The organism is Kitasatospora xanthocidica, assembly GCF_014656195.1.
Lineage (GTDB): Bacteria > Actinomycetota > Actinomycetes > Streptomycetales > Streptomycetaceae > Kitasatospora > Kitasatospora xanthocidica.
In genome coordinates this window covers 109,359-135,369 of sequence record NZ_BNBY01000008.1, presented here as the reverse complement: position 1 = coordinate 135,369, position 26,011 = coordinate 109,359, and the positions used below count along the sequence as shown (strand labels likewise).

Here is a 26,011-nt window from a genome sequence, read left to right as displayed (position 1 = left end):
CCAAGACCACACCGGCCCCCCTGTCCAGCACATTTCACGGGCGTGCCGATCCCCCTGCCCACCCCCCGGGCACGCCCCCGCCGGACCCCTCGGTCACCGCCCGTGCGTGGCGAACTTCCGTACGGCGAGCGGCACGCAGAGCGCGAGCAGCGCGGCGCTCCAGAGCAGTGCGGCGAGCGTGGCGTGCTGCATCGGCCAGGCGGATCCGGGCGCCGAGGGGTTGCCGAACAGCTCCCGGCAGGCCTGGACGACGGAGCTGATCGGGTTCCAGTCGGCGACGAGGCGCAGCCAGCCGGGCATGCCGCCGGTCGGCACGTACGCGTTGGTGATCATCGCCAGCGGGAAGACCGCGACCGAGAGCTGGCCGGCCGCCTCCTCCTTGCCGACGGCCAGGCCGAGCAGCGTGCCGGCCCAGGTCATCACGAACCGGAAGAGCAGCAGCAGCGCGAACGCCCCTGCCGTGTCGGCGAGTCCGTGCCGGGCGCGCCAGCCGGCGGCGAGCCCGACCAGGGCCAGCAGCGCCAGGACGACCACGCTGACCAGCAGGTCGGCGAGGGTCTGCCCGAGCAGCAGGCCGGTGCGGGAGACCGGCATGGAGCGCAGCCGGTCGGTGACCCCGCGCCCGACGTCGCGGGCGGCGCCGACCATGGTGGGCATGACGCCGTTGGTGGCGACCATGGCGAACAGGCCGGGCATCAGGAACTCCCGGTAGTCCCCGCCGCCCGGCACCCGCATGGCGCTGCCGAAGACGTACCCGAAGACCACCACCATGACCACCGGGACGCCCAGGGAGGCGGCCAACAGGCCCGGCGAGTGGCGGTAGTTGAGCAGGACGCGGAGCATCGACGTCCAGGTGTCGGCGACCAGTCGGCCGACGGTGGACGGCCGCGGCGCGGCGAGCACGACGGTGGCCATCAGGCGGCCCTCCCCACGGCGCCGGCGGAGCCCGCGGCGTCCCCTTGCTCGGAGTCGCCGCCGTCCCCTCGCGCGGAGCCTCCGGTCAGCGACAGGAACACGTCGTCCAGCGACGGCGCCCGCACCGCCACGTCCCGCGCGACGACCCCGGCACCGTCCAACTCCCGTACCAGCGCGGGCAGCAGGACGGAGACGCCGGGCACGGTCAGCACCGTGACGGTCCGCTCGGCGATGTCCACCTGTGCGTCGCCGCCCGTCATCGCCGACAACACCACGGCCGTGGCGGCGAGTTGTCCGGCGTCGGCCAGGGTGACGGAGACCTGGCTGCCGATCGCCGCCTTGAGCCGGTCCGGTGGGCCGGTGGCGATGGCGGCGCCGTGGTCGACGACCACGATGTCGTCGGCGAGCCGGTCGGCCTCCTCCAGGTACTGGGTGGTGAGCAGCACGGTGGTGCCGCCGTCGGCCAACTCCTTGACGGTGTCCCAGATCTCCTGCCGGCTGCGCGGGTCGAGCCCGGTGGTCGGCTCGTCCAGGAAGAGCACGGGCGGGCTGGTGACCAGGCTGGCGATGAGGTCGAGGCGTCGGCGCATGCCGCCGGAGTAGGTGCGTACGAGCCGGTCGGCGGCCTCGGCGAGGCCGAAGCGGGCGAGCAGTTCGTCGGCGCGCTCGCGGGCCCGGCGGGTGCCGAGGCGGTGCAGCCGGCCGAGCAGGCGGAGGTTGTCGCGCCCGGTGATGCCCTCGTCCACGGCGGCGTGCTGTCCGGCGAGGCCGATGGCGCGTCGGACGTCCTCGGCGGCGCGGACCACGTCGTGCCCGGCGACCCGGGCGGTGCCGCTGTCGGGGGCGACCAGGGTGGCGAGAACGCGTACGGCGGTGGTCTTGCCGGCGCCGTTGGGGCCGAGGAGGCCGCAGACGGTGCCGGCCGGGACGGTGAGGTCGAGGCCGCGCAGGGCCTCGGTGGCGCCGAATCGTTTCCGCACGCCCGCCATCTCGATGGCGGGCCGGGTGGTGTCGGACATGGCTCTGCCCTTCTCTAGGTACAGCGTACGTAGAAGTGCGTGCGGGCGCCATCGTACTACGTACGGCGTACGTATCTAAGATGGGGAACCGAGGTGATCTTCCAGTGCCGTCCAGCGATCCCAGCCAGTCCAGCGAACCCAGCGCGCCCAGCCCGTCCGGCAGGCCCACGCCCCCCGAGGCCCCGGAACTGATCTGGCTGCGCCCCGAGCGCACCGGCCGCGGCCCCCGGCCCGCCCACAGCCGTGAGTCGATCGCCGCGGCGGCGATCACGATCGCCGACACCGAGGGCCTGGACGCCGTCTCGATGCGGCGGGTCGCGGCCGCGCTCGGCGCGGGCACCATGTCGCTCTACAACTACGTGCCGAAGAAGGAGCACCTGCTCGACCTGATGCTCGACGCCGTCAGCGGCGAGTACCGGCTGCCGCCCGAGCCCAGCGGCGACGTCCGGGTCGACCTGACCCGCCTGGGCCACGAGCAGCTCGCCATCTTCCGCCGGCACCCCTGGGTGGCGGCCCTGGTCCTGACCCGCCCGAGCATCGGCCCCAACGCCCTGCGCTACACCGACCACTTCCTCGGCGTCACCGCCCCCTCCGGGCTGGCCGGCGGTGCCCGGATGGAGGCGATGGCGATGTTCAACGGCTTCATCTGCCAGTTCGCCCAGTACGAGCAGACGGCCGCCGCGGGCGCCAAGTGGCAGGCGGAGATGGTGGGTTACCTCACCCAGGCGGCCATGAGCGGCGCCTACCCGCACCTGGCCCAGGCGTTCGCCACCGCCGGCCCGCCCCCCGACCCGGACCGGGCCTTCGACCGCAGCCTGGACCGGGTCATCTCCGCCATCCTGGCGCCCCCGGCGGAGGACTGACGGCAGGGTGGATGGATCACCCGTTCGAGTGGTTTGAGGGGCGCGTCACGAGAGCGCCGGCGGCCGGTACACCAGACTGAGCCGCCGTCGTGCTGATCAACGCCCCTCACCACTATGGAGAATTCCGATGACCGGTTGGGAATACGAGAACGTCGGCTTGCCGACGGACCCGCTGCAGATCGAGAGCATCACGGTCACCCCGGACCCGCCCACCAGAGGACAGGCCGACGTCTTCACCATCAAGGCCGCGGCACTCGCGGACATCGCGGACGGCGCCTACCTCCACGTCACCGTCAAGCTCGGCCTGATCAAGCTGCTGACGAAGCAGTTCGACCTCTTCTCCGAGCTGCGCGGCGAGGGCGGCCTCAAGCTGAGCTGCTCCACCAGCGACGGCAAGAACCCCATCCCGAAGGGCGACACGACGCTGACCCTCACGATGGACCTGCCGAAGGAGACCCCGCAGGCGAAGTTCGGCATCGATGTCCGGGGTTACACGGTGGACGACGACGACCTGCTGGCGCTCAAGGTCAAGGTCGACTTCATGAAGCCCTGAGCCTTCCCCCGCCAGGCGGCCACGGGCCTACCCGTCGGCCGACTCCGCCCGCGGCAGTACCCCGGCGACCCGCCCGTCCACCAGCACCGCCACGGCGGGCCACGTCTCCCCCAGCGCCGCCCGCGCCTCGGCCGGCGACTGCCCGACGCCCACCGTCGGCAGCGCCGGCCCGAGCAGCGCGCCCAGCGGATCGTCCGGCTTGGCGCCGCCGTCCGTGAGCGCCGCCGTCAGCACCTCCCGGGACACCGAGCCGACCACCTCCGTCGCGCTCACCCCGAACGGCCGCGCCGGCCGCGCCAGCACCGCCGGGGCGACGCCGCCCGGCACCTCCCGCAGGACGGCCAGCGCCTCGCCGACGGTCGCGTCGGCGGCGACCGTCACCAGCGGGCCGGCGCCGTCGAGCAGGTCCCGCAGGCCGTCCGCCTCCTCCAGGAAGCCCCACGCCCGCATCCACCCGTCGCTGTGCACCTTGGACAGGTAGGAGCGCCCGGAGTCCGGCAGCAGCACCACGACCAGGCCGTCCGGGCCCAGCCGCCGGGCCACCCGCAGCGCCGCCGCGACCGCCGCACCGGAGGACGGGCCGGCCAGGATGCCCTCCTCCCGGGCGAGCCGGCGTGCCGTCAGCAGCGACTCGCGGTCCGGGATCCGCTCGAAGGAGTCGATCACCTCCGAGCGGTAGGCCTGCGGCCAGCGGTCCTCGACCGTCTCGGGGTGGAGGAAGTGCCCGATGCTCTCGACGAACCAGGGGCTGCCGTCGCCGCCGCCGTACGAGGAGGACTCCGGGTCCGCGCCGATCACGGTCACCGTGCCGCCGGAGGCCTCCTTGAGGAATCCGCCGATTCCGGTGACGGTGCCGCCGGTGCCGACGCCCGCGACGAAGTGGGTCACCCGGCCGCCGGTCTGCTCCCAGATCTCGGGGCCGGTGGTCCGGACGTGCGCGTCGGGGTTGGCCAGGTTGTCGTACTGGTTGGCGAGCCAGGCGCCGGGGGTCTCCTCGACGAGCCGCTTGACCACGTTGAACAGGTGCCGGGGGTCCTCCTGCGCCACCGAGGTCGTCGCGAGCACCACCTCGGCGCCGTACGCCCGCAGGATGTCCGCCTTCTCCGGCGCCGACTTGTCCGACACCCCGGCGATCACCCGGTAGCCGCGCTGCCGCCCGACGATCGCCAGCCCGATGCCGGTGTTGCCGGAGGTCGCCTCGACGATCGTCCCGCCCGGCCGCAGCAGGCCGTCCCGCTCGGCGGCCAGGACCATCGACAGCGCGGCGCGGTCCTTGACGCTGCCGCCGATGTTGAGGAACTCGGCCTTGGCGTAGACCGGCGCGGCGATCCCGGCGCCCAGCCGGGCGAGGCGGAACAGCGGCGTCCCGCCGATCGCGTCGAGGACGGATTCGTACACTGCGGTCATCCTGGGCTCCTTCATCCGGCCGGCCGGCCCGCTGGGGACCCGGTCCGGCCGGCACGGCGTGTGCGGACGTACCGCCCGAGCCTGCCCACCCCGACGCCCGGATAGCCGTCCCGCTCTCCGTCCTGCTCGCCGCCCCGCTCGCCGCCCCGGTAGCCGTCGCCGCGCGCCCCGCCGGCGGGCCGAGGCCGCCTCACAACCCCCGCGGGTGCCGGGACAGCCAGTCGGCGTGCCGCTCCTTCAGCCGGTCGCGCTCCTCCGTCGTGGTGAGGAACACGTCCGCACCGCCGTCGTACGGGTGGTAGAGCCGTCGCATGCCGGTGTCGGTGACGATCACCCCGCCCTCCACGTCGTCGGCGACCCGGCGCAGCAGCCGGTCCAGGCAGCCCCGCCGCCACCGCCGCCGCTCCACGAAGACGTGGCAGTAGGTGCGGAACTCCGGGTCGGGGTCGTCCGTCTGGAGCCAGGTCCGCCAGTGCTTCGCGTCCCGGCGCATCCGGGGGACGCTCGACCTGACCGTCCACCTCGGTGTCATCACGTACACCTCGGCGCCGGCGAAGAGCTCGTCCAGCACGGTGTTGTAGCGCTCCAGCAGGATCGCGTACTCGTGCTCGTCGTCGGCGTAGCGCTTGGACTCCGGCAGGCTGTGGAAGCGCACCCAGACGTCCCGCTCACCCCGGTCGATCTCGTACCCGACGGGCTCGCTGCCCGGCCACCGCCGCTCCCAGAGCGCGGTCAACGCCTCCCGGTCCACCCCGGCCCCCTCTCGATCGCCGCCGAGTCTGTCACACCCGCCCCACCAGCCCCGACCTGCCGAAATCCCCTCGTCACGGCTGCCCGGCTCCCGTAGCGTGGTCCGGTCGATCTTGAAGTCAGAACGGGGCACCCCATCATGCAGCAGCAGTACCAGGGCTGGGCCGACGAACGCTTCGGCGCGGTCGCGGACGTCTTCGCCGCCAACTTCGCGGAGTTCCCCGAGCTGGGCGCCGCGGTCACGGTGTTCGTCGGCGGCCGCAAGGTGGTCGAGCTGTGGGGCGGCACCGCCGACGAACGCACCGGCCGCGCCTGGGCCCAGTCCACCGTGGTGCCGGTCTTCTCCTGCGCCAAGGGCCCGGTGAGCATCTCCGCGCACCTGCTCGCCCAGCAGGGCCGGCTCGACCTGGACGCCCCGGTCGCCCGCTACTGGCCCGAGTTCGCGCGCAACGGCAAGCAGGCGATCACCACCCGGATGATCCTCGGCCACCGGGCCGGCCTCCCGGCCCTGGACGCGGTGCTCTCCTTCGAGGAGATCGCCGCCTGGGATCCGGTGATCCGGGCCGTCGAGGCGCAGCAGCCGCTCTGGGAACCGGGCACCGCGTACGAGTACCACGGCCATGTGTTCGGCTTCGCGGTCGGCGAGGTGATCCGGCGGATCACCGGCCTGACCCCGGGCGCGTTCCTGCGCAAGGAGCTCGCCGAGCCGCTCGGCCTGCCGGTCTGGATCGGTCTTCCGGAGAGCGAACTGCCGCGGCTGGCCCGGCTGGTGGAGGCCGAGGGCCGCCGCCCGATGCCCGGCCCGGAGCACCTGCTCACCCGGATCGTGACGATGAACGGCGCCCTGGTCTTCCCCGGCCTGGACGTGCCGCACGGCTGGAACGACCCCGCCCTGCACGCGATCGAGCTGCCCGGCGCGGGTGCCGTCGCCTCCGCCACCGGCCTCGCGGGCCTGTACGCGGCGGCGGTGACCGGTCTGGACGGCGGCGAGCGGCTGCTCTCCGCCGACACCGTGACCGACGCGGTGCGCGAGGTCTCCTCCGGCGCGGGCTTCCTGGGCTTCGACATGGGCGCCCGCTGGGGCTCCGGCGTGCTGCTCGACTCCCCGGCCTTCCGCCGGCTGCTCGGCGGGCGGAGCTTCGGCAACGACGGTGCCGGCGGCCAGTTCGCCTTCGGTGACGACGAGTTCGGCGTCGGCTTCGCCTACGTCGCCAACCGGATGATCGGCCACGGCGACGCCCGGGCGACCCGGCTGGTCGACGCGGTGCGCGGGTGCCTCGGGTGACGGACTTCCTCACCCTCCTCACCGGCCTGGCGACCACCGGCCGTCTCGGCGAGCTGCACTACGGTGCCTCGCTGCCCGAACTCGCCGCCCGCTACGGCGATCCGTGGGACGGCGGCCGGATCCACCGCGACCGGCGCTGGCCGCACGCCTTCGGCTTCGGTGACGTGCAGACGGTGTTCTGCCGCTGCCGGGAGCTCCGTTCGCTCTCCCTGCCGATCTGGCACGGCGAGCTCGAACTCCCGCAGCGGGCGGGCGAGTCGGTGACGCTCCCCACCCGGGTCACCGAGACCGAACTGATGGCCGCGCTGACGGCCGGCGGCCGCCCCTGGCAGACGATCACCTACGAGAACCTGCCGGACCAGCGCAATCTGCTGCTCTCGCCCGCCGAGGAGCTCCGGGTGGAGCTGGTCCTCACCAACCGCGAGTGCCATGACGAACCGCCGTCGGAGGAGTGGGTGCTGCACAAGGCGGTGATGTGGGGCTACGACCACGCCGACTGTCCCGAGCCGGACCGCTCGCTCCCCGACGACGGCTGGGGCGCGGCCGAACTCTGAGCCCGCGGAGGCCTGTTCGGCGAGGAGGCCGGAGCGACCCTTCCCCGGAAAGCCGCGGTGGCGGCCCGTTCCCACCCCCGTGAGGAACGGACCGCCACCGGCGACTCCCGCGCTACTCCCGCAGCTTCGGCAGCGCTACTTAGGCAGCGCTACTTCAGCAGGAAGTCGTACACCGCCTGCCGCCCGGCCGGGTCGGCCGCGCGGGTCTGCACCGAGTGCGCCGCCCCGGGGACGATCACGATCTGCGGCTTGTGCGTCGACTTCGCCTGCTGGTACAGCCATTCGTACGGCGTGGACAGGTCCCGGTCCCCGCCGAGCAGCAGCACCGGCACATTGGGCAGCTTGCGGTGCGCCGGCGGCGTCGGCGGCACCGGTTCGCGCGGCCAGTCCAGGCAGACCAGCAGGCTGCCGAGCCCGGTCGCGGTGGCGGCGTCGTACGGCCAGGTCTGTTCGGTGGTCAGCCGCTGCCGGGTGCGTTCCAGCGCCGCCGCCCGGCCCGCGACCGGGGTGTCGGTGGTGCCCCACGGATAGGTCCCGTCGGCGCAGAGGGTGGCGGCGTGCAGGCCCTGGCTGAGGAACTCGGCCGGCGCGGCGTCGTTCTTGCGCACGTCGTCGATGAAGGTCTGGAGCTTGGCCGGCTGCCCGGTGGCGGCCTCGTGCAGTGCCTCCGGCACCCCGCCGTAGTCGGGGTCGGCGAACTCGTAGCTGGTGAGCGCGTCGAGGATCTGCGCCCCGTTGCCGTACCTCCGGACGGTGGCGGCGAGGTCGGCGGCCGGGTCGGTCGTGCAGCCGGTGGCCTGGCAGGCGGTGCGCAGCACCCGGGCGGTGGCGGGCAGCGCGATCAGGTCGAGCGGGTCGTAACCCTGTTGCGGCACCACCGAGTCGAGCACCAGCCGGGCCACGTGCGCCGGGTGGGCGAGGGCGTACCGCTCGGCGACGAAGGTGCCGTACGAGACGCCGTCGATGGTGAGGCGCCGGTCGCCGAGGGCCTGGCGCAGCAGGTCCATGTCGGCGACGGTGTCCGCACTGCTGTAGTAGCGGGCGTTCGGGCCGAGGGTGGCCGCGCAGTCGGCGATGGACTGCTGGCGCGGCACGGCGAGGTCGGAGGAGCCCATGTCCTCCTGCAGGCCGGGGCACTGCAGCGCCCGCTCGCCGGTGCCGCGCTGGTCGAACATGATCAGCCGGTAGTCCTTGAGGACGGGCGTGAGCTTGCTCGCGATCCGCCGGATCAGCGGCACACCGGGCTGGCCGGGGCCGCCGGCGAGGAACAGCAGGTCGCCCTTGGGCGCGTCGGCGTTCCCGGTCATCGCCACGTCGAGCTGAAGGCTGCCGGGGGTGGCGCCGCTGTGGTCGAGCGGCACGGTGAGGGTCCCGCAGGTGAACTCGGGCGCGCCCTGGCAGGGCGCCTGCCCGGCGATCCCGCCGCCGTGCCGGGCCGGTTCGGCCGGCGCCGCGAGGGCGGGCGTGGTGGCCAGGGTGCTGCCGGCGACCATCGCGACGGCGCCCAGCAGGGCGGCCACGCGACCGCGCGTGCTCGTCATGTTCGTCCTTCCGTCGCGCCGCGTCCGTGCTGACGCGGTCACGGGAATCAGCTTGGGCCGGGGTGACCTCGAACGCGAGCATTCGTGCCAGGATTCGACCAGGGTCGAAACGTCGGGGACCGAAAGGCAGCCGAAAGGCGGACGAACCCGGTGATTCCAGATGACCTGACGGTATATCAGCTCCGCGTTCCACCCACCTGACAGTCCGGCGGAACGACGTTCCGACGACCGGGGAAGGACGGCATTGATCCGGCTCACGATCGACTCGACCGGGCTCGCCCGCACCCGCTTCGTGGTCTCACCACTCCACGAGGCGGTCAACACCCTGATGGCCTTCTCGCTCAACTCCCGTACCGGGCCGTACGCCTGGGTGGGCCGTACCCGCCGGGTGCTGCGCCGGGAGAAGCTGGAGCTGCTGTCGGGGCTGGCCCTGGAGCAGGCCGGCGGGTACATCCCGGACTTCCTCTCCCCGCACCCCTCCGGACCGGATCCGACCGTGGCCGAGCAGCTGGAGGCCGTCCGCCGGACCGACCCCGAGCGGGTCCGGGCGGAGCTGGAGACCGTCCGGCACGGCCTGCCCGCGGCCAACCTGGCCGGCCGCCAGGTACCGGACGTGGTGCTGCGCACCATGCTGCGCGGCCCGCGCTACTTCGCCGAGCGGGTCGCCGACGAGCTGGGCCGGTACTGGGAGTCGGCGCTCGCGCCGTACTGGCCGGACGCCCGGGCGGTACTGGACGCCGAGGTCGACCAGCGGGGCCGCTTCCTGGCCCGGCACGGCACCGGTTCGCTGTTCAACTCCCTCTCCCCGCAACTCTCCTGGTCCGACGGGCTGATCCGGCTGGAGAGCCGCTTCGACGTGGAGCTGCCGGCCCGGATGGTGCTGCTGATGCCGACCCTGGTGAGCCGGAGGCTCCACGTCATCCTGGACCCGGTCGACGGCTGCCACCGGGCGCCGACCCTGATGTACCCGGTCGGCAATCCGCCCGCCATCCCGCAGACCCCCGCCCCGGCACTGGCCCAGCTGCTCGGGCCGACCCGGGCGGACCTGCTCGCCGCCCTGGTCGACCCGACGACCACCGCCGACCTGGCCGCCCGGCACTTCCTGAGCGCGGGCACCGTCTCGTACCACCTGGGCGTACTGCACCGGTCGGGCCTGGTCAGCCGGCTGCGCAGCGGGCGGGAGGTGCTGTACCGGCGGACGCCGCGCGGGGAGGAGATGCTGGCGGCCCGGTAGCGGACCAACGGACCAGCGGGCCGGCCCGCCGGCCGGCTCGGGCGGCGCTCAGGCCAGGACGCGCGGCAGGACCACCCGCACCCACTCCTCCGGCTGCGACAGGTGCGGGGCGTGCCCGGCGCCGGTGTACACGTGCCGCTCGGCCTTCGGCAGGGCCAGGTCGACCAGGTCCAGCACCTCGCCGAACATCGGCGCGCTGTCGTCGCTCTGCGTGAGCAGCGCCGGTTCGGTGTACCGGGCCAGCCCGGTGAGGTCGAGGTCGAGCGCGTCCGGGTCGCGCAGCTCGTCCAGGTAGGTGGGCGCGTTGCGGATGTACGTGTGCCGGATCGGCGCGGGCAGCTGCTCCCAGGCTCCCGGCCCGAAGGCGAGGCTGTCCACGTACAGTTCGGCGGCCGCCGCCGACTCGGCCTGCTCCAGCAGCTCGCGGACGGCGGCGATCCGGTCGGCGAAGGCGGTGCCGATCGGGCGCAGGTCCGGGTCGGCGAGCAGGATGCCGCTGCCGGGCGGCTCGTGCGCGCCGATCCCCCGGATCAGGTCGGGGCGGGCGGCGGCGAGCCGGAGGGTGACCAGCGCGCCGTAGGAGTCGCCGTAGACGAAGGCCGGGGCGAGGCCGAGGCCCTGGATCAGCCCGGCCAGGTCGGCCGCGTCCTCGTACACCGAACCCTGGGTGAGCAGGTCCTCGCTGCGGCTGTGGCCCCGGCGGTCGTAGGTGACGACGGCCACGGACTCGGCCAGGCCCGGCACCACCCGCGCCCAGGAGTCCCCGTCGCTCCACGAGCCGTGCACCAGGACGACGCCGGGGCCCTCACCGCGGGTCTCGTAGTGCAGCGCGACCCCGTTCACCCTGATCTCGGCCATCTCGAGCCTCCCGATCTCGGCGGTGCTCCCCCACCAGCCTGACACAACCGCCTGGAAGGCTCAGGTCCGCCGGGCGGCTCCCCCACGCGGGGGAGCACCGGGACGAAGATCATCCTCACGCGTGATCCCACCGCCCCGCGGCCGTGCCAGGCTCGGGGCATGCACTACGTCGTACGCCGGATCACCGCCGAGGAGTGGCGGGAACTCCGCGAGATCACGCTGGAGGCGCTGCGGGACTCCCCGGACGCCTTCAACCTGTCCTACGCCGACACCGCCGCCCAGCCCGACGGCCACTGGCAGGAGCAGGCCGCCACCGAGGCCACCGCCGAGGAGCGCGCCACCTTCACGGTCCGTGACGAGGCCGGGGCCTGGGTGGGGATCGCCGGGGTCGAACCCGTCCCCGACGTGCCCGACACCGTGTGCGTGCGCTCCGTCTACGTCACCCCGGCCCACCGGGGCACCGCCGGCCCCGCCGCCGAGCTCGTCCGGGCGATCATCCGCCACGCGCGCGACCACACCGCCGCCCAGTGGCTGACCCTCGGCGTCAACGAGAGCAACGGACGCGCCCTGGCCTTCTACCGGCGGCTCGGCTTCGAGGACACCGGGAAGGTGATCCCCTACGTCCGGAACCCGGCGGAGAAGGTCTTCATCCTGGGCTACCCGGACTTCCGCAGCGGCGCCCGGACCGGCTCGAAGTAACTCACCGAGCCGGGGCCGCACCGGCGCCCGACTGCCCAGCGCTCGAAGGCGGCCGCGCGACGAGCCCCCTCAGCGCATCCCGCGCACCGGGGGCTCGTCGCGCGTCCCGTCCTCCGCCACCACCGTGAACCGCTCGGAGCCGGACACCGACAGGTCCACCGGGTACAGCGACGCCGTGCCGTTCACGTCCAGCTCCACGCCCTTGCGTCCGGTCGCGGCGTCCACCCGGACGATCCGGGCGCGGGTCATCGCCCACACCGAGGCGCCGTCCACCACCAGGCCCGTGACCTGGTCGTCCAGCCCGGCCGTCCAGCGCTGCCCGCCGTCGGCGAGCGAGTACGCGACCAGCCGGCCCGTCGCGCTGCGGCTCGGGTGCGTGCCACCGCTGATGCTGACGTCGCCGGGCTTCTGCGCCGGCACGATGAACAGGTCCCCCACCACCACGCCGCCGAACAGCGGCCGGGCGTCGAACTCGTCGAAGGCGTGCAGCCCGCCCAGCATCACGTCCAGGTCGTACTCGTCACCGGAGACCGGTATCGTCGCCCGCCGCCGCCCGTCCCGGTCGTAGCTGAGCACCGCGTGCGTCCCCCGCTCGGCCTCGGCGTCCACCCACACCGCGAGCGGCGCCACCGACACCACCGCGAGGTTCTTGAGGCCGCCCGCGCCCGGCAGCGCGATCCGCGACCGCTCCCGCCCGTCCCCGGCCTCCAGCGACCGCAGCACGGGCGCGGCCCCACCGCACTGCGCCACCGTCACCACGTCCGCCGCCGCGCCCGCGACCTGCCGCGGGGCGCAGCCGGCGTCGACCGGGCTGCGCCAGGCCGCCCCGCCGTCCGCCAGCCGTACCGCCCGCCAGCCGTCCCTCTCCTGGAGGACGGCCTGCTGCCCGGCGACCGCCACCACGTCCGGCGCCGCCGAGTCGCCCTCCCGGGCGGGCGCGTCCACGGCGGCGGTCCACCCGGAGCGGCCGTCGGCGAGGCCGAGCGCGGTCACCGCCGCGCACGGCTTGTTCTGCGGTGAGTGGCCGATCAGCCCGACCGCGCCCGCGGCCGCTCCGGCCTGGGCCGCCGCGGCCGACGCCGAGGCCGTGGCCGACGCCGGGCCGGCCTGGCCGGTGCCCCGGCTCATCGCGCACACCGAGTCCTCCCCGGGCGGCGTCCAGCGCCAGACCACGGTGCCGGTGGCGCTCCGGTACGCCACCACCTGGTCCGGCCGGACCCGCACCACCAGGTCCCCGGCCGTCCAGCTGCCCAGCGCGCGGGTCGTGGACGGCCGGTCCAGCGGTGCCCGCCACGCGTCGTTGACAGCGCCGCCGGCGAAGGAGAGGAAGAGGCCGAGGCCCAGCAGCGCGCCGACGGCGGCCGAGGGCAGCCCGTGCCGCGGGTGTATCAGCGCCCACACGAAGCCCGCGCCGCACGGCATCAGTCCGAGGATGCTGATGATCCCCATGTACGCGAGGTTGTCGCCGCCGAACCCGTTCCCCGGCCCCAACAGCACCGCCAGCCCCATGCTCGCGAACATGGCCCCCAGCACCCCGCCGGAGACCACGATCCAGGTCTCCTTGTTCCAGGCGAACCCGTTGTTCCGGACGAACCTGTTGTTCCAGGCGAACCTGGCACCCCACCCCGCCCGGACCACGTCGTCCTCGGGCCCAACGGCCATGCCGGTCTCTCCCCTGCGACACCCCTGCGACGCGCCGCCCACCACAACAGGGCGACGATCATCGGATCGTCGCAGAGCCCGCCTTGATCCGAAACAAAGAGCAGGGAAAACCCCGGCCATCACCTGCACATAAGAGGCGCCGAATGCCGCGAGGCTCCCCCAGGGGCAACTCTTGGCCCCTTGCCCCTCACCCGCGACGCCGCGTCACCTCACGCCCTGCCCGGCACCCCCGGTTCCCCGCCCGGCACCCAGTTCCCGTGCAGCCCCAGCGGCACCCGCACCGGCAGGTGCACCCGGGCCACGGGCCCGCCGGTGAAGTCCTGGGCGGCGAGGACGACCAGGTCCGTCGCACCCCGCACCGGGTCGAAGACGTACGCCATCACATACCCGTCGTCCTCCGCCGCCGGCGACTCGGCCGCGACGAACACCCCCTCCCCGACGGCACCGTCCCGCCCGAACTCATGGGCCTCCACCGTCCCCCGGTGCAGGTCGTGCTTGAGCAGGGCGTTGCTGAACCCCTCGGCCGGCCGCTCGTCCCCCGGCCCGGCCGGCGGCGCGTACAGCTCGACGGCGGCCGCGTAACCGTAGCGGTAAGGGCGCCCGGAGAAACGGGAGTTGAGGCGCGGGAACTCCTGGACCCGGTCGTCCAGCCGTTCCTCCTTCACCGTCCCCGCCGCCAGGTCGACCGTCCAGCGGTCGAGCGTGGGCCGGCTCGCCCCGAGGCGCCGCAGATCGATGCCGGGCGGGTGCCGGACGACGTCGACCACCAGCGAATCCGCCGTCCGCTCGTACGCGTTGAGCGTGTGCCCGACCAGGTGCGGCGCCAGTTCGAACCACCGCACCCCGCCGCCCGCCCGCGGCATCACACCGACCCGGGCGGCACGCCGCTCGTCCCAGGTGAAGGGCACGCCGGTCGCCAGGTGCGCCGCGCTGAACACCACCGGGGTGTCGTACAGCACCACGAACCGCTCGGTGAGCGCGAAGTCGTGCATGTACGGGTTCCCCGGCACCGGGATCGTGGTGACGCTCCGGACGGCGCCGACCGCGTCCATCACGATGTGCTGCACCTGGTCCGAGCCGTAGCGGAAGGCGAGCGAGTGCAGCTCCCCCGTGTGCGGGTCGAACAGCGAGTGCGCGTTGGCGCTGTACCCCTCCGGCGTGGCACCCAGGTCGCACGGGCCCACCGTGTCCAGCTCGTAGGTGAGTTCGTACGGCCGGATGCCGCCCTCGGTGAGCGCGAAGGTGCGCCCGGCGAGGCCCGCGACCTGCACGTTCGGGGAGATGTCCAGCCGCTCGTCGACGGGAGTGCCGCGCCGCGGCTCACCGAGCAGGTCGGCGACGGCTCCGGAGCGGACCCACCGGTTGCGGTACCACTCGGCGCGCCCGCCCCGGATCCGGACGCCGTGCACCATGCCCGCGCCCAGCGTCCACTGGTGTGCGGCGGGGTCCTCGATGCCCAGCGGGTTGGGGCCGTTGCGCAGGTAGCGTCCGTCGAGGTGGTCCGGGATCCGCCCGGTGACGGGCAGGTCGTGGGCGGTGACCTCCTCTACCACGGGGGCGAAGTTCCCTAACAGGTAACGGTTTCGGCTCATCGTGTCGTCCTCTCGTCAGTCGGTCGGTCGGTTCGCCCGTCGGCCCGTCAGTCCGCTCGTCAGTCGGTCGCCGGCGCTCCGGCGCCGAACGCCCGGCCCAGGGCGGCCATCAGCGCCTCGTAGCGCGGCCCGGCGTCGGCCGGGGCGAAGTGGCCGGCGAGTTCCAGGCTCACCACGCCGTGCGTGGCCGCCCAGAAGAGCTTGGACACCTCGTGCGCGTCGCCCGGCCGGAAGACCCCGGCCGCCATGCACGCCTCCACCGCGGCCACGGAGGCGTCGAACGCGCCGTCGGCCATCGCCAAGGCCTCGGCGCCGGGCCGGAATCCGGGCACCGGATGCTCGAACATCACCCGGTAGTAGGCGGGTTCGGCGATCGCCCGCTCCCGGTAGGCCCGGCCGAGCGCGGTCAGGTAGCTCAACGGCCCTTCCCCCGGCGGGACTTGTTCCTGCGCTCGGCGCAGCCGGGCGAAGCCCTCGCGGTACAGCGCGTCGAGCAGCCCCTCCTTGCCGCCGAACATCGTGTACAGCACCTTGGTCGAGGAGCCGATCTCGGCGGCGATCCGGCGCACGGTCAGCGCGGCGGAGCCCTCGGCGACGAGGAGGGTGATGGCGCAGTCGAGGATCACGGCGCGCACGGCGTCCTGGCCGGCCCGCTGCGCGTCCTGGTAGGGCGTGCTCATGGGTAACAACGTAACCCATGGGAAACAGTGTTACCAGACCCTCCTGGCATCGGCAGCGCCACCCGGACCGGCCCCGGACTCACCCGACCGGGTGAGCCCCGGCGCCCGACAGTGCGCGTACGCAGGGCCGGGTCGTTCTGCTGTACATGGCTCCCCCGCTGTTCACACCGCCGCCACCACCTCCGCACAACGGCGCGCCGAGGCTCGCGTGGCCGTGATCGGCCGGGCGACGGCGGCGGTCCTCTCCCTCGCGATCCTGCTCGTCCCGGCCGCGGTCACACCGGCCGGCGAGCGGGCGCCCGAGGTCGGGGCGGGCTGGTGGGAGGTCTCGGTCAGCGCCGCCAACGTCCGGACCGACCACTTCGGCGAGGACACCGTCATCGGTCTGGCCCGCTCCGGGGACGTCGTGGAGGTCGTGGACACCTGGACCTCCCCGCTCGGCGCCCGCTGGGCCAAGGTCATGGTGGCCCGCACCCGGGTCACCGGCTGGGTCCTGTGGTCCCTGCTCGCGCACCGGGACCCCTCCTCGGAACCGTAGAATCCGGCTGTACCGATCTGGGAGGATTCCGCGTGTTCCGAGCGCACCGTCCGCGCACCCCGCAGCTGACCCCGCGACAGGGGGACGAACCGGTCAACGGCGTCGCCCTGCTCCTGCCCGGCGGATTCCTCCGCAGCAGGAGCGGACCGCTGAAGGTCGCCGAACTGGGCCTGCGGGACCTCGCCGCCGAACTCGCCGACCGCGGCCGGCCGCACGGCCTCGCCGTGCACCTGCTGCGCTACCGCTACAGCGGCTGGAACGGCGACGACGCCGACACCGCCGTCGACACCCGGTGGGCGCTCGACGAGCTCACCCGGCGGTACGACGGCGCACCCGTCGTCCTGATCGGCAACTCCCTCGGCGGGCGCGCCGCCTTCTGGTGCGCCGGCCACCCGTCCGTCGTCGGCGTCGCCGGGATCGCCCCCTGGCTGCCCAGCGGCGACACCGTCGACCAGCTCGCCGGGCGGCGGGTACTGATCGTCCACGGCACCGGCGACCACAGCGCGGCCAACGCCACCCAGTCCCTGGAGTACGCGCTGCGCGCCCGCCGGGTCGTCCCGGACCTCGCCCGCTACGAGATCCCCGGCGGCAACCACTTCCTCCTCCGCGAAACCCGCGACATCAACGCGCTCACCACCGCCTTCACCCTCGACACCCTGAAGGCCGAGCCCGCCACGCTCGCCACCGGAACGGTCTGCACCCGCCTCCCGGCCCGGGCCTAGGCCCTCTCTTTCGGATCTTGCCGGGCGCACGACGCCGGGCATCCCGCCTGGACGCACCGGCGAATCATCCAAGTACGACCCAGTACGAGGACGATCCGCCGGCACGCCCAGCCGGGCGCGGAATGGGGGTACCTCCCGGCCGAAGGCTGGGGGAGCCGCGCGCTGATCCGACAAGATCCGAAAGAGAGGGCCTAGCCCACCGAGAGCCGCCCCCGTCCTCCGGTCACCCCGCCGGGTCCACGCACCCCACCCCGACCACCAGGTCGGCGAACGCCACCGTGAGCGCGTCCGGCCGGGTCCGGGTGTAGGCGGCCAGGGTGCGGCGGACCGGCGGGTGCGGGCGGAGCACGGCGCCGTCGAAGTGCGGCGGCACGATGTTCGCCGGGACCAGGGCGGGGCCGAGCCCGGCGGCGGCCAACAACGGTGCGGCGGAGGTCTGTTCGGCACGGACGGCCGCCCGGGGGTGGAAGCCGACCTGGGCGGCGACGTGGTCGAGGAGGTCGGCGAGGCCGTTGCCGGGGGCGTAGTGGACCCAGTCCCGGTCGGCGAGTTCGGCCAGTGCGACGGTGCCGGTGGGGCTGTCGGCCAGCGGGTCGTCGACGGGCAGGACGACCGCGAACTCCTCGACCCCGAGCTCCCGGATCGGCCCTTCCCAGCCGTCCGGGACGGGCCCGATGGCGACGTCGGCGCGGCCGGCGGCCATCGCGGCCCGGAGCAGGTCGGCGTGCGGGTACTCGCGCAGCCGGATCCGCACCCCGGGGTGGAGCCGGCGCCAGGCCCGCAGGACGGGCGGCAGGATGCCGAGGCTGACCGAGTAGATCGCCGCGACCTCCAGTTCGCCCTCCTCCAGCCCGGCCGTGCGCCGGGCCACGGTGTGCAGGCGTTCGGCTTCGGCGAGCGCGGCGCGGGCGTGCGGCAGGACGGCCCGGCCCATCGGGGTGAGCCGGACCGAGCGCGGCAGGCGTTCGAGCAGCGGGCCGCCGACGGCGGCTTCGAGGGCCCGCATCTGGTGGGAGAGCGCGGGCTGGGTGACGTGCAGCTGTTCGGCCGCGCGGGTGAAGGAGCCGGTGTCGACCACGGTGACCAGGTATTCGAGCTGCCGGAGCGTTGCCATGAGCAGATTTTATCGCTGACGTAGAAAACAAGCCTTGGACTCATCACCGCAGGTCAGGGGAGAGTCGTGGAGCGGCCGCGGCGAGCAGCGGCGGCCGACCCCCTCCCCCTGTGCTCGAAGGAGTCCTCCCATGTCCGATGACGGTTCCCTGAAGGGCCGGCGCCTCGTCGTGGTCGGCGCCGGTTCGCGCACCGGGCGCGCTCTGGCCAAGGCTGCGTCGGCCGCCGGTGCGGACCTGGTGCTGGCCGGTCCGGATCCGCGCAAGCTGGAGTGGACGGCCGGTGAGTTGTCCGGGCCGTCCGAGGTGCTGGCGCTCGACATCGCGGACGAGCAGTCGATCGCGGACTTCGCCGCCCGGGCCGGCCGCTTCGACCACCTGGTGTCCACCGCCGCGATCCCGGCCAACGGCCCGCTCGCGGAGCTGGACGCGGCCGATGTCCGGCGGGCGTTCGCGGCGAAGGTGATCGGGCCGCTGCTGCTGGCCAAGCACCTGGTGGGGCAGGTGTCGGAGAGCGGCTCGTTCACGTTCTTCTCCGGGGTGGCGGCCTGGCGTCCGGCCCCGGGCCGTACGGTGATGGCCACCACCAACGGCGCGCTCGCCTTCCTGGTGCAGGCGCTGGCGGTGGAGATCGCGCCGGTCCGGGTGAACGCGGTGTCCCCCGGCATCGTCGACACCGGCTCCTGGGACGGGCTCGGCGCCGACAAGGAGGCGTTCCTGCGCGGGGTCGCCGCGCGCAACCCGGCCCGCCGGGTGGGCAGCCCGGAGGACCTGGTGAAGGCCGTGCTGTACGCGGTCGACAACCCGTACGTCACCGGCACCGTGCTGCACGTGGACGGGGGCGGCCGCCTTGTCTGAGGCCCTGTCCCGCGGCCCTGTCCGCCCCCGCCGCCCGGTCCGCCCGCTCCGCGCGGCCGCCGTCGCCGTGGCCCTGGCCGCCCTGCTGGGCGGCACCGCGGCGGCCGCGCCCCCGCACGGCGCCGGCCGCGAACCGTCCTCGCGGGCCTGGCCGCAGCGGCTGGTGGACCGCTCGCCCGATCTGGTCCAGCCGAAGGCGCTCACCGTGGACCGCTCGATCGGCGCCCGGCGCGCGGCCCAGGAGGTGCGCCTGGCCCAGCAGTTGTACACCTTCTGGAACACCGGGCAGCAGCGGTACCTGGACGCGTCGATCAGTCCGGGGTTCCGGGACAACACGCTGCCGCCGGGCCGCCCGCAGGGCCCGACCGGCCCGGTGCTCGCCTCGCGCACCTTCCGCGCGGCCGTACCGGACCTGACCTGCGAGCTGTCCGAGGTGCTGGTCACCGGTGACCGGATCACCGCCCGGCTGGTCTTCCGCGGGCACTTCACCGGGACCTTCGACGGTGTCCACGGCCGGGGCCAGGGCGTCGAGTTCAACGCGATCGACATCCAGCACGTCGGCACCGACCGGATCGTCGAGGACTGGCACATCGAGGACAACACGTCCCTGCTGGCCCAACTGGGCGTCAACAGCTGACGTCCGGCCCTCGGCGGGGGCCGTCGACGGCCGACGCGCCCGGAAATCGCGTTGGCGGTCGACGGCCCCTCCTGCCTATGGTCGGGGGATGACCACACGGACCTTCCGCATCATGGTGCGCGGCGTCTTCGACGGCCTCACCGACGAGCAGCGTGCCGAACTCCTCACCGCCGCACCCGAACACGACGTGCTGCACGCGGCCTTCACGCCCGAGGGGCACCTCAGTTACGACCTCTCGGCGCGGACCGCCTTCACCTTCCGCTTCCTCGACGGGGGCGAGGCCGAGGAGGACATCCTGGCGGCCACCGAGCGGGCCGAGCAGGCGGCGCGGGACTGGCTGACGGGCCGCGGCTACGGCCACAAGAACCTCCGGTCCCAGGCCGAGGACCTCTCCCAGGCGCCGCTCGGCAAGCGTCAGCGGCGCGCCGCCGGCACCACCCGCTGACCGACACCCCCTCCCCCCTCCGCCATCTCCTTGACGGCTCGCCCCAGGGATATACTTGAGCAGTCAAGGAGGTGGCAATGACAGATCGGCCCGAACGGCCCGACACCGACCCCCAGCACCCCGGCACGCCCGCTGGCCCCGACCCGCTGGACACCGCCCTGCGGCTGGTCCGCGCCCAGACGGCCGCGGTCAAACGCTTCGACGCGAGCCTCGGCGGCCTGCACGGCGTGAGCCTGTCCGACTTCACCGTGCTGCTCCACCTCTCCCAGGCCCCCGGCGGCCGGATGCGCCGGGTCGACCTCGCCGAGGCCCTCGGCCTCACCGCCTCCGGAGTGACCCGCGGCCTCGCACCACTGGAGCGGATCGGCCTGGTCACCCGGGAAGCCGCCGCCCGCGACGCCCGGGTCGCGTACGCCGCGCTCACCCCCACCGGCCGCGACCGGCTCGCCGAGATGCTGCACACCGCCCGCCAGGTCGCCGCCGACCACTTCGCGGCCGACCGGTGGAGCGCCGAGGACCTCACCCTGCTGTCCGCCCTGCTCACCCGCCTCGGCGGCACCGCCCCCGGCCAGGGACTCGGCTAGTTGCAGTGACCGTGCGCGTTCTCCGGGGCGGTGGTCCCTTGGGATCAGCAGGGCGCGGGTCGGCCCCCGGTGGTGCTGCCGCCGGGGGCCGTGAGCCCACCGGACCGCGCCGCTCACCCGACCGGTCCCGTGATCGCGGGCGGCCCCACCGCCGGTTCGAGCAGCGTCAACGTCCGCTGCCGCGCGTCGAGGCCGGCGCGGATGCCGACCGGCATCGGCAGGTTCGGGCCGGCGTGCCCGAACTCGACGTTGCCCAGCACCGGGATGTCACGGTCGCCGAGGACGTCGAGGACGAGCTCGGGCAGGGTCGGGGACGCGCCGGGTTCGAGGCCGGCGATGTCGCGCGGCACGCCCACGACCATGCCGGAGATCCGGTCGAGGATGCCGCTGTGCCGCATCACCTGGAGGTAGCTCCACACGTGCGACGCCAGGCCGCCCGTCTCCTCCCAGAACAGCACCGCACCGTCGAAGCGTTCGAGCGGCAGCGCGAAACGCGTCGCCTGCGCCAGCACGATGCGGTTGATCACCCCGCCGATCAGCGGGCCTTCGGCGCGGCCGGGGCGCCAGCACTCCCACGACGGGCTCGCGGGCAGCACACCGATCGCCTCGGTACCGGTGAGCAGCCTGGAGTAGAGCTCCTCCAGTTCGGCCCGGCGCGCCACGGGCGCGGACGGCCAGTTGCCGCCGAAGCCGGGAACGGCCATGTCGGCGTGGAACCCGACCAGACCCGTGCGCGCGTGGAGCACCAGGTGCAGCAGCGAGACGTCGCTGTAGCCGAGGATCGGCTTGGGGTCGGCCCTGACCGCCTCGACGTCGATCAGGTCGAGGTAGCCGAGCGCCGTCTGGCCGCCGTCACTCGCGACGATCGCCCGCACCTCGGGATCACGCAGAAGGCCGTTGAGCTCCCCGGCGATCTCCGCCGGCGTGGCCGCGCTCCACCAATGGCGGCGTCCCGCTTCGAGGAGCGGAGCCCGGCGCACGCGGAAGCCCATCCGTTCGAGCACGGCCACCGTCTGCTCGACGTTGGGCTCGTAAGCGGCCGGCAGCGGACCGGACAGCGCCGCGATGACGACGAGGTCCCCGGGCCCCAGGGCACGCGGCCGAAGCAGTCGAGGCGGTGCGGAACCAGTCATGGCGTCAGTGTCGCCGGTGCCGTCCGCGGGGGCACGCGAGTTTCGCCGGCCGCCCGCCGAGGCGCCCCCACCGGACACCCGCCGTACCCGCCGTCCGGCCCGTCTCCTAGGCTGAACCGGCACCACCGCACCGCCCCACCACCCCGCGAAGGCCAGCCCATGACCGACACCCCGGGCAGCACGGACACCGCCCGCACCGCCCCCGACCTCACCGTCGACGGCACGGGCCTGCTCTGCGTCCAGCTCCTGCTGCGCCTGCGCGCCCGGATCGCGCACCTCCCGGCCGGCGCGGTGGTCCACATCCACACCACCGACCCCGCCGCCCCGCTCGACCTGCCCGCCTGGTGCCACCTGACCGGCCACGAGTACCTCGGCCGGGTCCCGTACGAGGCCACCGACCGCGAGGTGTACGCCCTGCGGCTCACCTCGGCCCCGGTCCGAACCCACCCCGACCGCCCCTGGCACCCGGCCCCCATCGCCGACTGACCCGGCCCCGGGCCCGTCTCCGAACCCCCGCCCCCGGGCGGTAATTCCCGTGCACCGCCGGTGCCTCCGGTGCAGACTGCCGTCGTGCCCGCACCCGCCGCCAACGCCCTCCTGGGCCACCCGCCCGAGGCCCGGCTCCTCCTGCTCAACTGCGACGACTTCGGCCTGGACGAGTCCGTCAACCGCGCCGTGATCGACGCCGTCCGCCACGGCATCGCCGCCTCCTGCAGCCTGATGACGCCCTGCGCCGGCGCCCCGCACGCGCTCCGGCTGCTGCGCCGGCACCCGGAGGTGCCGTTCGGCGTGCACCTCACCCTGGTCTGCGAGTCGCCGCACCTGCGCTGGGGCCCGCTGTCGCCGCGCGACCGGGTGCCGTCCCTGCTCGACGACGACGGGGAGTTCTTCGCCCCCACCCCGGCCGGGCGGGCCGCACTGCTCGCCCGTGCCCGACTCGACCACGTGGAGCGGGAGTTCCGCGCCCAGATCGACGCGGTGGCGGCGGCCGGCCGGGCCCCGACCCACCTCGACTTCCACTGCCTCGCCGACGGCGGCCGCGAGGACGTGCTCGACCTCACGCTCGCCCTCGGCGCCGAGTACGGCCTGGCGGTCCGGGTCTGGCTGCCGCCCGCCCTGGACCGGTCGCGCGCACGCGGCCTGCCCGTCGTCGACCACGGCTTCCTCGACAGCTTCTCCGTACCGCCGGAGGACAAGCCCGCCCACTACGCCCGGCTGCTGGCCGACCTGCCGCCGGGCCTGACCGAATGGGCGCTGCACCCCAGCCTGGCCGGGCCGAACCCCCGTGCCCCGCAGGACGGTTGGCTGGTGCGCCACACCGACCACGAGTTCCTGGTCTCCCCGGAGGCCCGCCGTCTGCTCGCCGAGCACGGCGTCACCGTCCTCGGTTGGGACGCGCTGCGGGACGCCTGGCGACGGGCCCGAGAACGGCTCACACCCGACTTCCCTCCGCCACCCGCTGTGCCACCATGGAGGTCTACGAACAGCCCAGCACCACAGGGAGGTTGACCGTCATGGAGGACCTGAGCCTGCACTGCCACTGGCGCGACGAGGACGGCCCGTGGGCCTTGACCGTCAGCCACAACGGCCGGGAGTGGGAGCTGTTCGCCGCCGCGCCCATCGGCTCCGAGTCGCTGCCCTTCGCGGACCCGGACGAGGTCCGCCAACTCGCCCAGGCCCTGCTGGACCTGCCCGCCGGGCCCGAGCCGTACGAGTTCGAATGGGAGCTCTCCCGTACGGAGTTCGCCCGGACGAAGCGGGAACGCACCTGCTCCGCGACCTTCGCCGTCGGGCTCGACCCCAGCGACGGCCACCGGCCCTACCTCGCCTACCAGTCCTACTTCCACTGGGGGCAGACGACCGCGCTCGGCCTGGAGGTGGTCTGCGACGACCCGCCGGTCGACGACCTCCGCGCCCAGGCCCACGCCTTCCTCGCCGGGTTCCCCGACCCCACGCGCCCCCGCCCCCGGGGCTCGTCGGACACGCCCTGAGAGCTGGGAGCCAGGAGTCAGATCCAGTCGCGCCGGACGGCCTCCGCGCCGGCCTGGAAGCGGCTGCGCGCGCCCAGCTGGTCCATCAGCTTGGCGATGATCCGCCGCGCGGTGCGGACCGAGACGCCCAGCCGGCGGCAGAGCACCTCGTCGGTCATGCCGTCGGCGAGCAGCGCCAGGATCTCCCGCTCCTGCCCGTTGAGCTCCTCGAAGGCGCCGTCCCCCGGCTCCTGGTCCAGCGGGACGCCACGGGCCCAGAACTGGTCGAAGAGCGCGTACATCCCGGTGACCGTCCCCGGCCCGTGCAGCACCACGGCGCCCTGGTCGGAGCGCTCCGGGTTGACCGGGACGACGGCGATCTTCCGGTCGATGATCAGCATCCGCAGCGGCAAGCTCGGCACCGTACGGGTCTGGCCGCCCGCCGATCCCAGCCAGCTCGCGTACTCGGCGGTGGCCCGGTCCTTGCGGATGCTGTCCACGTACAGGGTGCGGATGCGCACCCCGCGGTTGAGCAGTTCCTCGTCGAGCGGGCGGGCGGCGGCCAGGTTCTCCGGACTCTGCGGGCCGCCCGGGGCGAAGGCCAGCAGCTCGTGCTCGACCTCACCGGTGAGCTTGCGCAGCCGGTCGCGCACCGCCTCGACGCCCGGCAGCTGCTCCACGTACGCGACCGGGGACTCCCGGCGCAGGTCGGCGTGGTCGGCGATCAGCGCGGCGGCGGCCACCCGGCTGCGCTCGATCTGCTGCTGCCGTTCCAGCAGCTCGGCCTGCTCGCGGGCGAGCAGCATCTCCAGTCCGACTTCGGGGCTGACCACGTGCAGGCCGCTCGATCCGCTGCGGGTCGGCCGCAGCAGGGACAGGTCGGCGAGCCGGTCCCAGGCCTCCTGGATCTCCTCGACGGAGCTGCCCAGCCGCTCCGCGAGCTCCGGAAGGCCGAGCTCCGGGTAGGCCAGCATCTGTCGGTACACCTGCTCGGAGAAGGTGTCCAGCCCAAGACTCGTCAGCATGTTCCCCCCCGGGTGACATTCGGACGCCATCCTGTCGATGGCGTGTCCACGATCGTAGTGCCGTTAAAAGCGCAGCTTAAGGCCTCGATAGGCTGTCCGGCACAAGGCCCGGTCCAAGGGAGGAAGTCCGTGACACCCGTGCAGTCGCGATCCGTCGGGGAGTACCAGAAGCTGCTGGAACAGGGCCTGTCCCTGGACCTGACCCGGGGCAAGCCCTCGCCCCGCCAGCTCGACCTGTCGCAGGACCTGCTGTCGAAGCCCGTCGGGCACACCTCGGCCGACGGCACCGACTGCCGCAACTACGGCGGTCTGCAGGGCCTGCCCGAGCTCCGGGAGATCTTCGCCGAGCTGGTCCAGGTGCCCGTCGCGCAGCTGGTGGCGCTGGACAACTCCAGCCTGGCCCTGATGCACGACAGCCTGGTCCACGCGATGCTGAGCGGGGTGCCCGGCTCGGAGCGGCGCTGGGCGGAGGAGCCGGAGATCGCGTTCCTCTGCCCGGTCCCCGGGTACGACCGGCACTTCGCGCTGTGCGAGCGCTTCGGCATCCGGATGATCCCGGTGCCGATGACGCCCGAGGGCCCGGACCTCGACGTGGTCGAGGAGCTGGTGGCCGGCGACGCCCGGATCAAGGGCATCTGGTGCGTTCCCAAGTACAGCAACCCGGACGGCGCCTGCTACAGCGCCGAGACCGTGCGCCGGCTGGCCGGGATGCCGACCGCCGCGCCGGACTTCCGGATCTTCTGGGACAACGCCTACGCGGTCCACCACCTGACCGACGAGGAGGTGGAGCTCGCCGACGTGCTGGCGGCCTGCGCCGACGGCGGCCACCCGGACCGGGCGTTCGTCTTCGCCTCCACCTCGAAGGTCACCCTGGCCGGCAGCGGCGTGGCCTTCTTCGGCTCCTCCCCCGCCAACGTGTCCTGGCTGCTCGGCCACACCGGCAAGCGCACCATCGGCCCCGACAAGATCAACCAGCTGCGGCACGTCGCCTTCCTGCGCGACGCGGACGGGGTGCGCGCCCACATGCGCCGCCACCGCGAGCTGCTGCAGCCCAAGTTCGAACTGGTCGAGCGCATCCTGCGGGAGGAGTTCGGCGACCAGCCGGGGGTCCGCTGGTCGCAGCCCAAGGGCGGCTACTTCGTGTCGCTGGAGGTGCCCGAGGGCTGCGCCCGCGAGGTGGTCCGGCTGGCCGGAGCGGCCGGGGTCGCGCTGACCCCGGCCGGTGCCACCCACCCGTACGGTGACGACCCGGCCGACCGGACCATCCGGATCGCCCCGAGCTACCCGGAGCCGGCCGACCTGGAGACCGCGCTGCGGGCACTCGCGGTCTGCGTCCGCGAGGTGCTCGCGGCGGCGGCCCCGCAGGGCTGACCCC

At 74.0% G+C, this 26,011-nt stretch carries 28 protein-coding genes; 16 read left to right on the top strand and 12 right to left on the bottom strand.

Annotation, left to right across the window (positions count from 1 at the left end; all coding sequences use genetic code 11):
- Positions 1-93: 93 nt before the first annotated feature.
- Positions 94-915, bottom strand: coding sequence for an ABC transporter permease (locus IE332_RS16870; protein ID WP_189916864.1), 822 nt, complete (start codon positions 913-915; stop codon positions 94-96).
- Positions 915-1,934, bottom strand: a complete 1,020-nt coding sequence (locus tag IE332_RS16865) for an ATP-binding cassette domain-containing protein (protein WP_189916861.1) — start codon at positions 1,932-1,934, stop codon at positions 915-917. Before IE332_RS16865 ends, IE332_RS16870 begins: the two co-directional genes overlap by 1 nt.
- Positions 1,935-2,038: 104 nt before the next feature.
- Between IE332_RS16865 and IE332_RS16860 the strand changes: the two genes are divergently transcribed.
- Positions 2,039-2,797, top strand: coding sequence for a TetR/AcrR family transcriptional regulator (locus IE332_RS16860; protein WP_229928658.1), 759 nt, complete (start codon positions 2,039-2,041; stop codon positions 2,795-2,797).
- Between the two features lie 127 nt (positions 2,798-2,924).
- Entirely contained in the window at positions 2,925-3,350 is a 426-nt protein-coding gene (locus tag IE332_RS16855; RefSeq protein ID WP_189916849.1) for an ML domain-containing protein, read from the top strand.
- A 27-nt stretch (positions 3,351-3,377) separates the two neighbouring features.
- Here the strand turns inward: IE332_RS16855 and IE332_RS16850 are convergent, their stop codons facing one another.
- A complete protein-coding gene (locus tag IE332_RS16850; RefSeq protein WP_189916847.1) occupies positions 3,378-4,757 on the bottom strand; it encodes a pyridoxal-phosphate dependent enzyme in 1,380 nt (459 codons plus the stop codon).
- Between the two features lie 190 nt (positions 4,758-4,947).
- Complete coding sequence (locus tag IE332_RS16845) at positions 4,948-5,508, bottom strand: DUF3885 domain-containing protein (protein ID WP_229928657.1); 561 nt, start codon at positions 5,506-5,508, stop codon at positions 4,948-4,950.
- A gap of 138 nt (positions 5,509-5,646) precedes the next feature.
- On the opposite strand from IE332_RS16845, the gene IE332_RS16840 reads away from it, so the two are divergent.
- Together IE332_RS16840 and IE332_RS16835 are read left to right on the top strand one after the other, a co-directional pair.
- The gene (locus IE332_RS16840; protein WP_189916845.1) at positions 5,647-6,792 is read left to right on the top strand and encodes a serine hydrolase domain-containing protein; all 1,146 of its coding nucleotides are present in this window, start codon (positions 5,647-5,649) and stop codon (positions 6,790-6,792) included.
- On the top strand, positions 6,789-7,346 hold the full coding sequence (locus IE332_RS16835) for a hypothetical protein (protein WP_189916843.1): 558 nt from the start codon (positions 6,789-6,791) through the stop codon (positions 7,344-7,346). Before IE332_RS16840 ends, IE332_RS16835 begins: the two co-directional genes overlap by 4 nt.
- Positions 7,347-7,495: 149 nt before the next feature.
- Here the strand turns inward: IE332_RS16835 and IE332_RS16830 are convergent, their stop codons facing one another.
- Complete coding sequence (locus IE332_RS16830) at positions 7,496-8,887, bottom strand: alpha/beta fold hydrolase (RefSeq protein WP_229928656.1); 1,392 nt, start codon at positions 8,885-8,887, stop codon at positions 7,496-7,498.
- 244 nt (positions 8,888-9,131) lie between these two features.
- Here IE332_RS16830 and IE332_RS16825 point away from each other — a divergent pair, with 244 nt between their 5' ends.
- Positions 9,132-10,121, top strand: a complete 990-nt coding sequence (locus IE332_RS16825; RefSeq protein WP_189916841.1) for an ArsR/SmtB family transcription factor — start codon at positions 9,132-9,134, stop codon at positions 10,119-10,121.
- A 48-nt stretch (positions 10,122-10,169) separates the two neighbouring features.
- Here IE332_RS16825 and IE332_RS16820 read toward each other — a convergent pair whose 3' ends face one another.
- Positions 10,170-10,979 carry an alpha/beta fold hydrolase gene (locus IE332_RS16820; protein ID WP_189916839.1) on the bottom strand — a complete coding sequence of 270 codons (810 nt, stop codon included), beginning with the start codon at positions 10,977-10,979 and terminating at the stop codon, positions 10,170-10,172.
- A 159-nt stretch (positions 10,980-11,138) separates the two neighbouring features.
- Here IE332_RS16820 and IE332_RS16815 point away from each other — a divergent pair, with 159 nt between their 5' ends.
- Positions 11,139-11,678 carry a GNAT family N-acetyltransferase gene (locus IE332_RS16815; RefSeq protein ID WP_189916837.1) on the top strand — a complete coding sequence of 180 codons (540 nt, stop codon included), beginning with the start codon at positions 11,139-11,141 and terminating at the stop codon, positions 11,676-11,678.
- Positions 11,679-11,747: 69 nt separating this feature from the next.
- Here IE332_RS16815 and IE332_RS16810 read toward each other — a convergent pair whose 3' ends face one another.
- The 3 genes from IE332_RS16810 to IE332_RS16800 form a co-directional block, all read right to left on the bottom strand.
- Positions 11,748-13,340 (bottom strand): hypothetical protein, encoded by a 1,593-nt coding sequence (locus IE332_RS16810; RefSeq protein WP_189916835.1) that lies wholly within the window; start codon positions 13,338-13,340, stop codon positions 11,748-11,750.
- Between the two features lie 209 nt (positions 13,341-13,549).
- Entirely contained in the window at positions 13,550-14,932 is a 1,383-nt protein-coding gene (locus IE332_RS16805; RefSeq protein ID WP_189916833.1) for a carotenoid oxygenase family protein, read from the bottom strand.
- A gap of 59 nt (positions 14,933-14,991) precedes the next feature.
- Positions 14,992-15,612, bottom strand: coding sequence for a WHG domain-containing protein (locus tag IE332_RS16800; RefSeq protein WP_189916831.1), 621 nt, complete (start codon positions 15,610-15,612; stop codon positions 14,992-14,994).
- Positions 15,613-15,820: 208 nt separating this feature from the next.
- Here IE332_RS16800 and IE332_RS16795 point away from each other — a divergent pair, with 208 nt between their 5' ends.
- Positions 15,821-16,150, top strand: a complete 330-nt coding sequence (locus IE332_RS16795) for a hypothetical protein (protein WP_189916830.1) — start codon at positions 15,821-15,823, stop codon at positions 16,148-16,150.
- Between the two features lie 32 nt (positions 16,151-16,182).
- Positions 16,183-16,872: an alpha/beta hydrolase gene (locus IE332_RS16790; protein WP_189916828.1), complete on the top strand. Its 690-nt coding sequence runs from the start codon at positions 16,183-16,185 to the stop codon at positions 16,870-16,872.
- Between the two features lie 223 nt (positions 16,873-17,095).
- On the opposite strand, the gene IE332_RS16785 is transcribed toward IE332_RS16790, so the two are convergent.
- Positions 17,096-17,986, bottom strand: coding sequence for a LysR family transcriptional regulator (locus IE332_RS16785; RefSeq protein ID WP_189916826.1), 891 nt, complete (start codon positions 17,984-17,986; stop codon positions 17,096-17,098).
- A gap of 130 nt (positions 17,987-18,116) precedes the next feature.
- Between IE332_RS16785 and IE332_RS16780 the strand changes: the two genes are divergently transcribed.
- The 4 genes from IE332_RS16780 (at position 18,117) to IE332_RS16765 (ending at position 20,508) form a co-directional block, all read left to right on the top strand.
- Complete coding sequence (locus IE332_RS16780) at positions 18,117-18,842, top strand: SDR family oxidoreductase (protein ID WP_189916824.1); 726 nt, start codon at positions 18,117-18,119, stop codon at positions 18,840-18,842.
- On the top strand, positions 18,835-19,479 hold the full coding sequence (locus IE332_RS16775; protein ID WP_229928655.1) for an ester cyclase: 645 nt from the start codon (positions 18,835-18,837) through the stop codon (positions 19,477-19,479). Before IE332_RS16780 ends, IE332_RS16775 begins: the two co-directional genes overlap by 8 nt.
- A gap of 88 nt (positions 19,480-19,567) precedes the next feature.
- Complete coding sequence (locus IE332_RS16770; RefSeq protein ID WP_189916822.1) at positions 19,568-19,924, top strand: DUF6204 family protein; 357 nt, start codon at positions 19,568-19,570, stop codon at positions 19,922-19,924.
- 77 nt (positions 19,925-20,001) lie between these two features.
- Positions 20,002-20,508, top strand: coding sequence for a MarR family winged helix-turn-helix transcriptional regulator (locus tag IE332_RS16765; protein WP_189916820.1), 507 nt, complete (start codon positions 20,002-20,004; stop codon positions 20,506-20,508).
- 113 nt (positions 20,509-20,621) lie between these two features.
- Here the strand turns inward: IE332_RS16765 and IE332_RS16760 are convergent, their stop codons facing one another.
- Positions 20,622-21,641, bottom strand: coding sequence for a S66 peptidase family protein (locus IE332_RS16760; protein WP_189916818.1), 1,020 nt, complete (start codon positions 21,639-21,641; stop codon positions 20,622-20,624).
- 159 nt (positions 21,642-21,800) lie between these two features.
- On the opposite strand from IE332_RS16760, the gene IE332_RS16755 reads away from it, so the two are divergent.
- The 3 genes from IE332_RS16755 to IE332_RS16745 all read left to right on the top strand — a co-directional run bounded on the left by IE332_RS16755 (position 21,801) and on the right by IE332_RS16745 (position 23,632).
- Complete coding sequence (locus IE332_RS16755; RefSeq protein WP_189916810.1) at positions 21,801-22,127, top strand: sulfurtransferase TusA family protein; 327 nt, start codon at positions 21,801-21,803, stop codon at positions 22,125-22,127.
- Positions 22,128-22,211: 84 nt separating this feature from the next.
- Positions 22,212-23,150, top strand: a complete 939-nt coding sequence (locus IE332_RS16750; protein WP_229928654.1) for a polysaccharide deacetylase family protein — start codon at positions 22,212-22,214, stop codon at positions 23,148-23,150.
- 5 nt (positions 23,151-23,155) lie between these two features.
- Positions 23,156-23,632 carry a hypothetical protein gene (locus IE332_RS16745; RefSeq protein WP_189916806.1) on the top strand — a complete coding sequence of 159 codons (477 nt, stop codon included), beginning with the start codon at positions 23,156-23,158 and terminating at the stop codon, positions 23,630-23,632.
- A gap of 17 nt (positions 23,633-23,649) precedes the next feature.
- Here IE332_RS16745 and IE332_RS16740 read toward each other — a convergent pair whose 3' ends face one another.
- Complete coding sequence (locus IE332_RS16740) at positions 23,650-24,636, bottom strand: helix-turn-helix domain-containing protein (protein WP_189916804.1); 987 nt, start codon at positions 24,634-24,636, stop codon at positions 23,650-23,652.
- A gap of 129 nt (positions 24,637-24,765) precedes the next feature.
- On the opposite strand from IE332_RS16740, the gene IE332_RS16735 reads away from it, so the two are divergent.
- Complete coding sequence (locus tag IE332_RS16735; RefSeq protein WP_189916802.1) at positions 24,766-26,007, top strand: aspartate aminotransferase type Ic; 1,242 nt, start codon at positions 24,766-24,768, stop codon at positions 26,005-26,007.
- Positions 26,008-26,011: the final 4 nt, after the last annotated feature.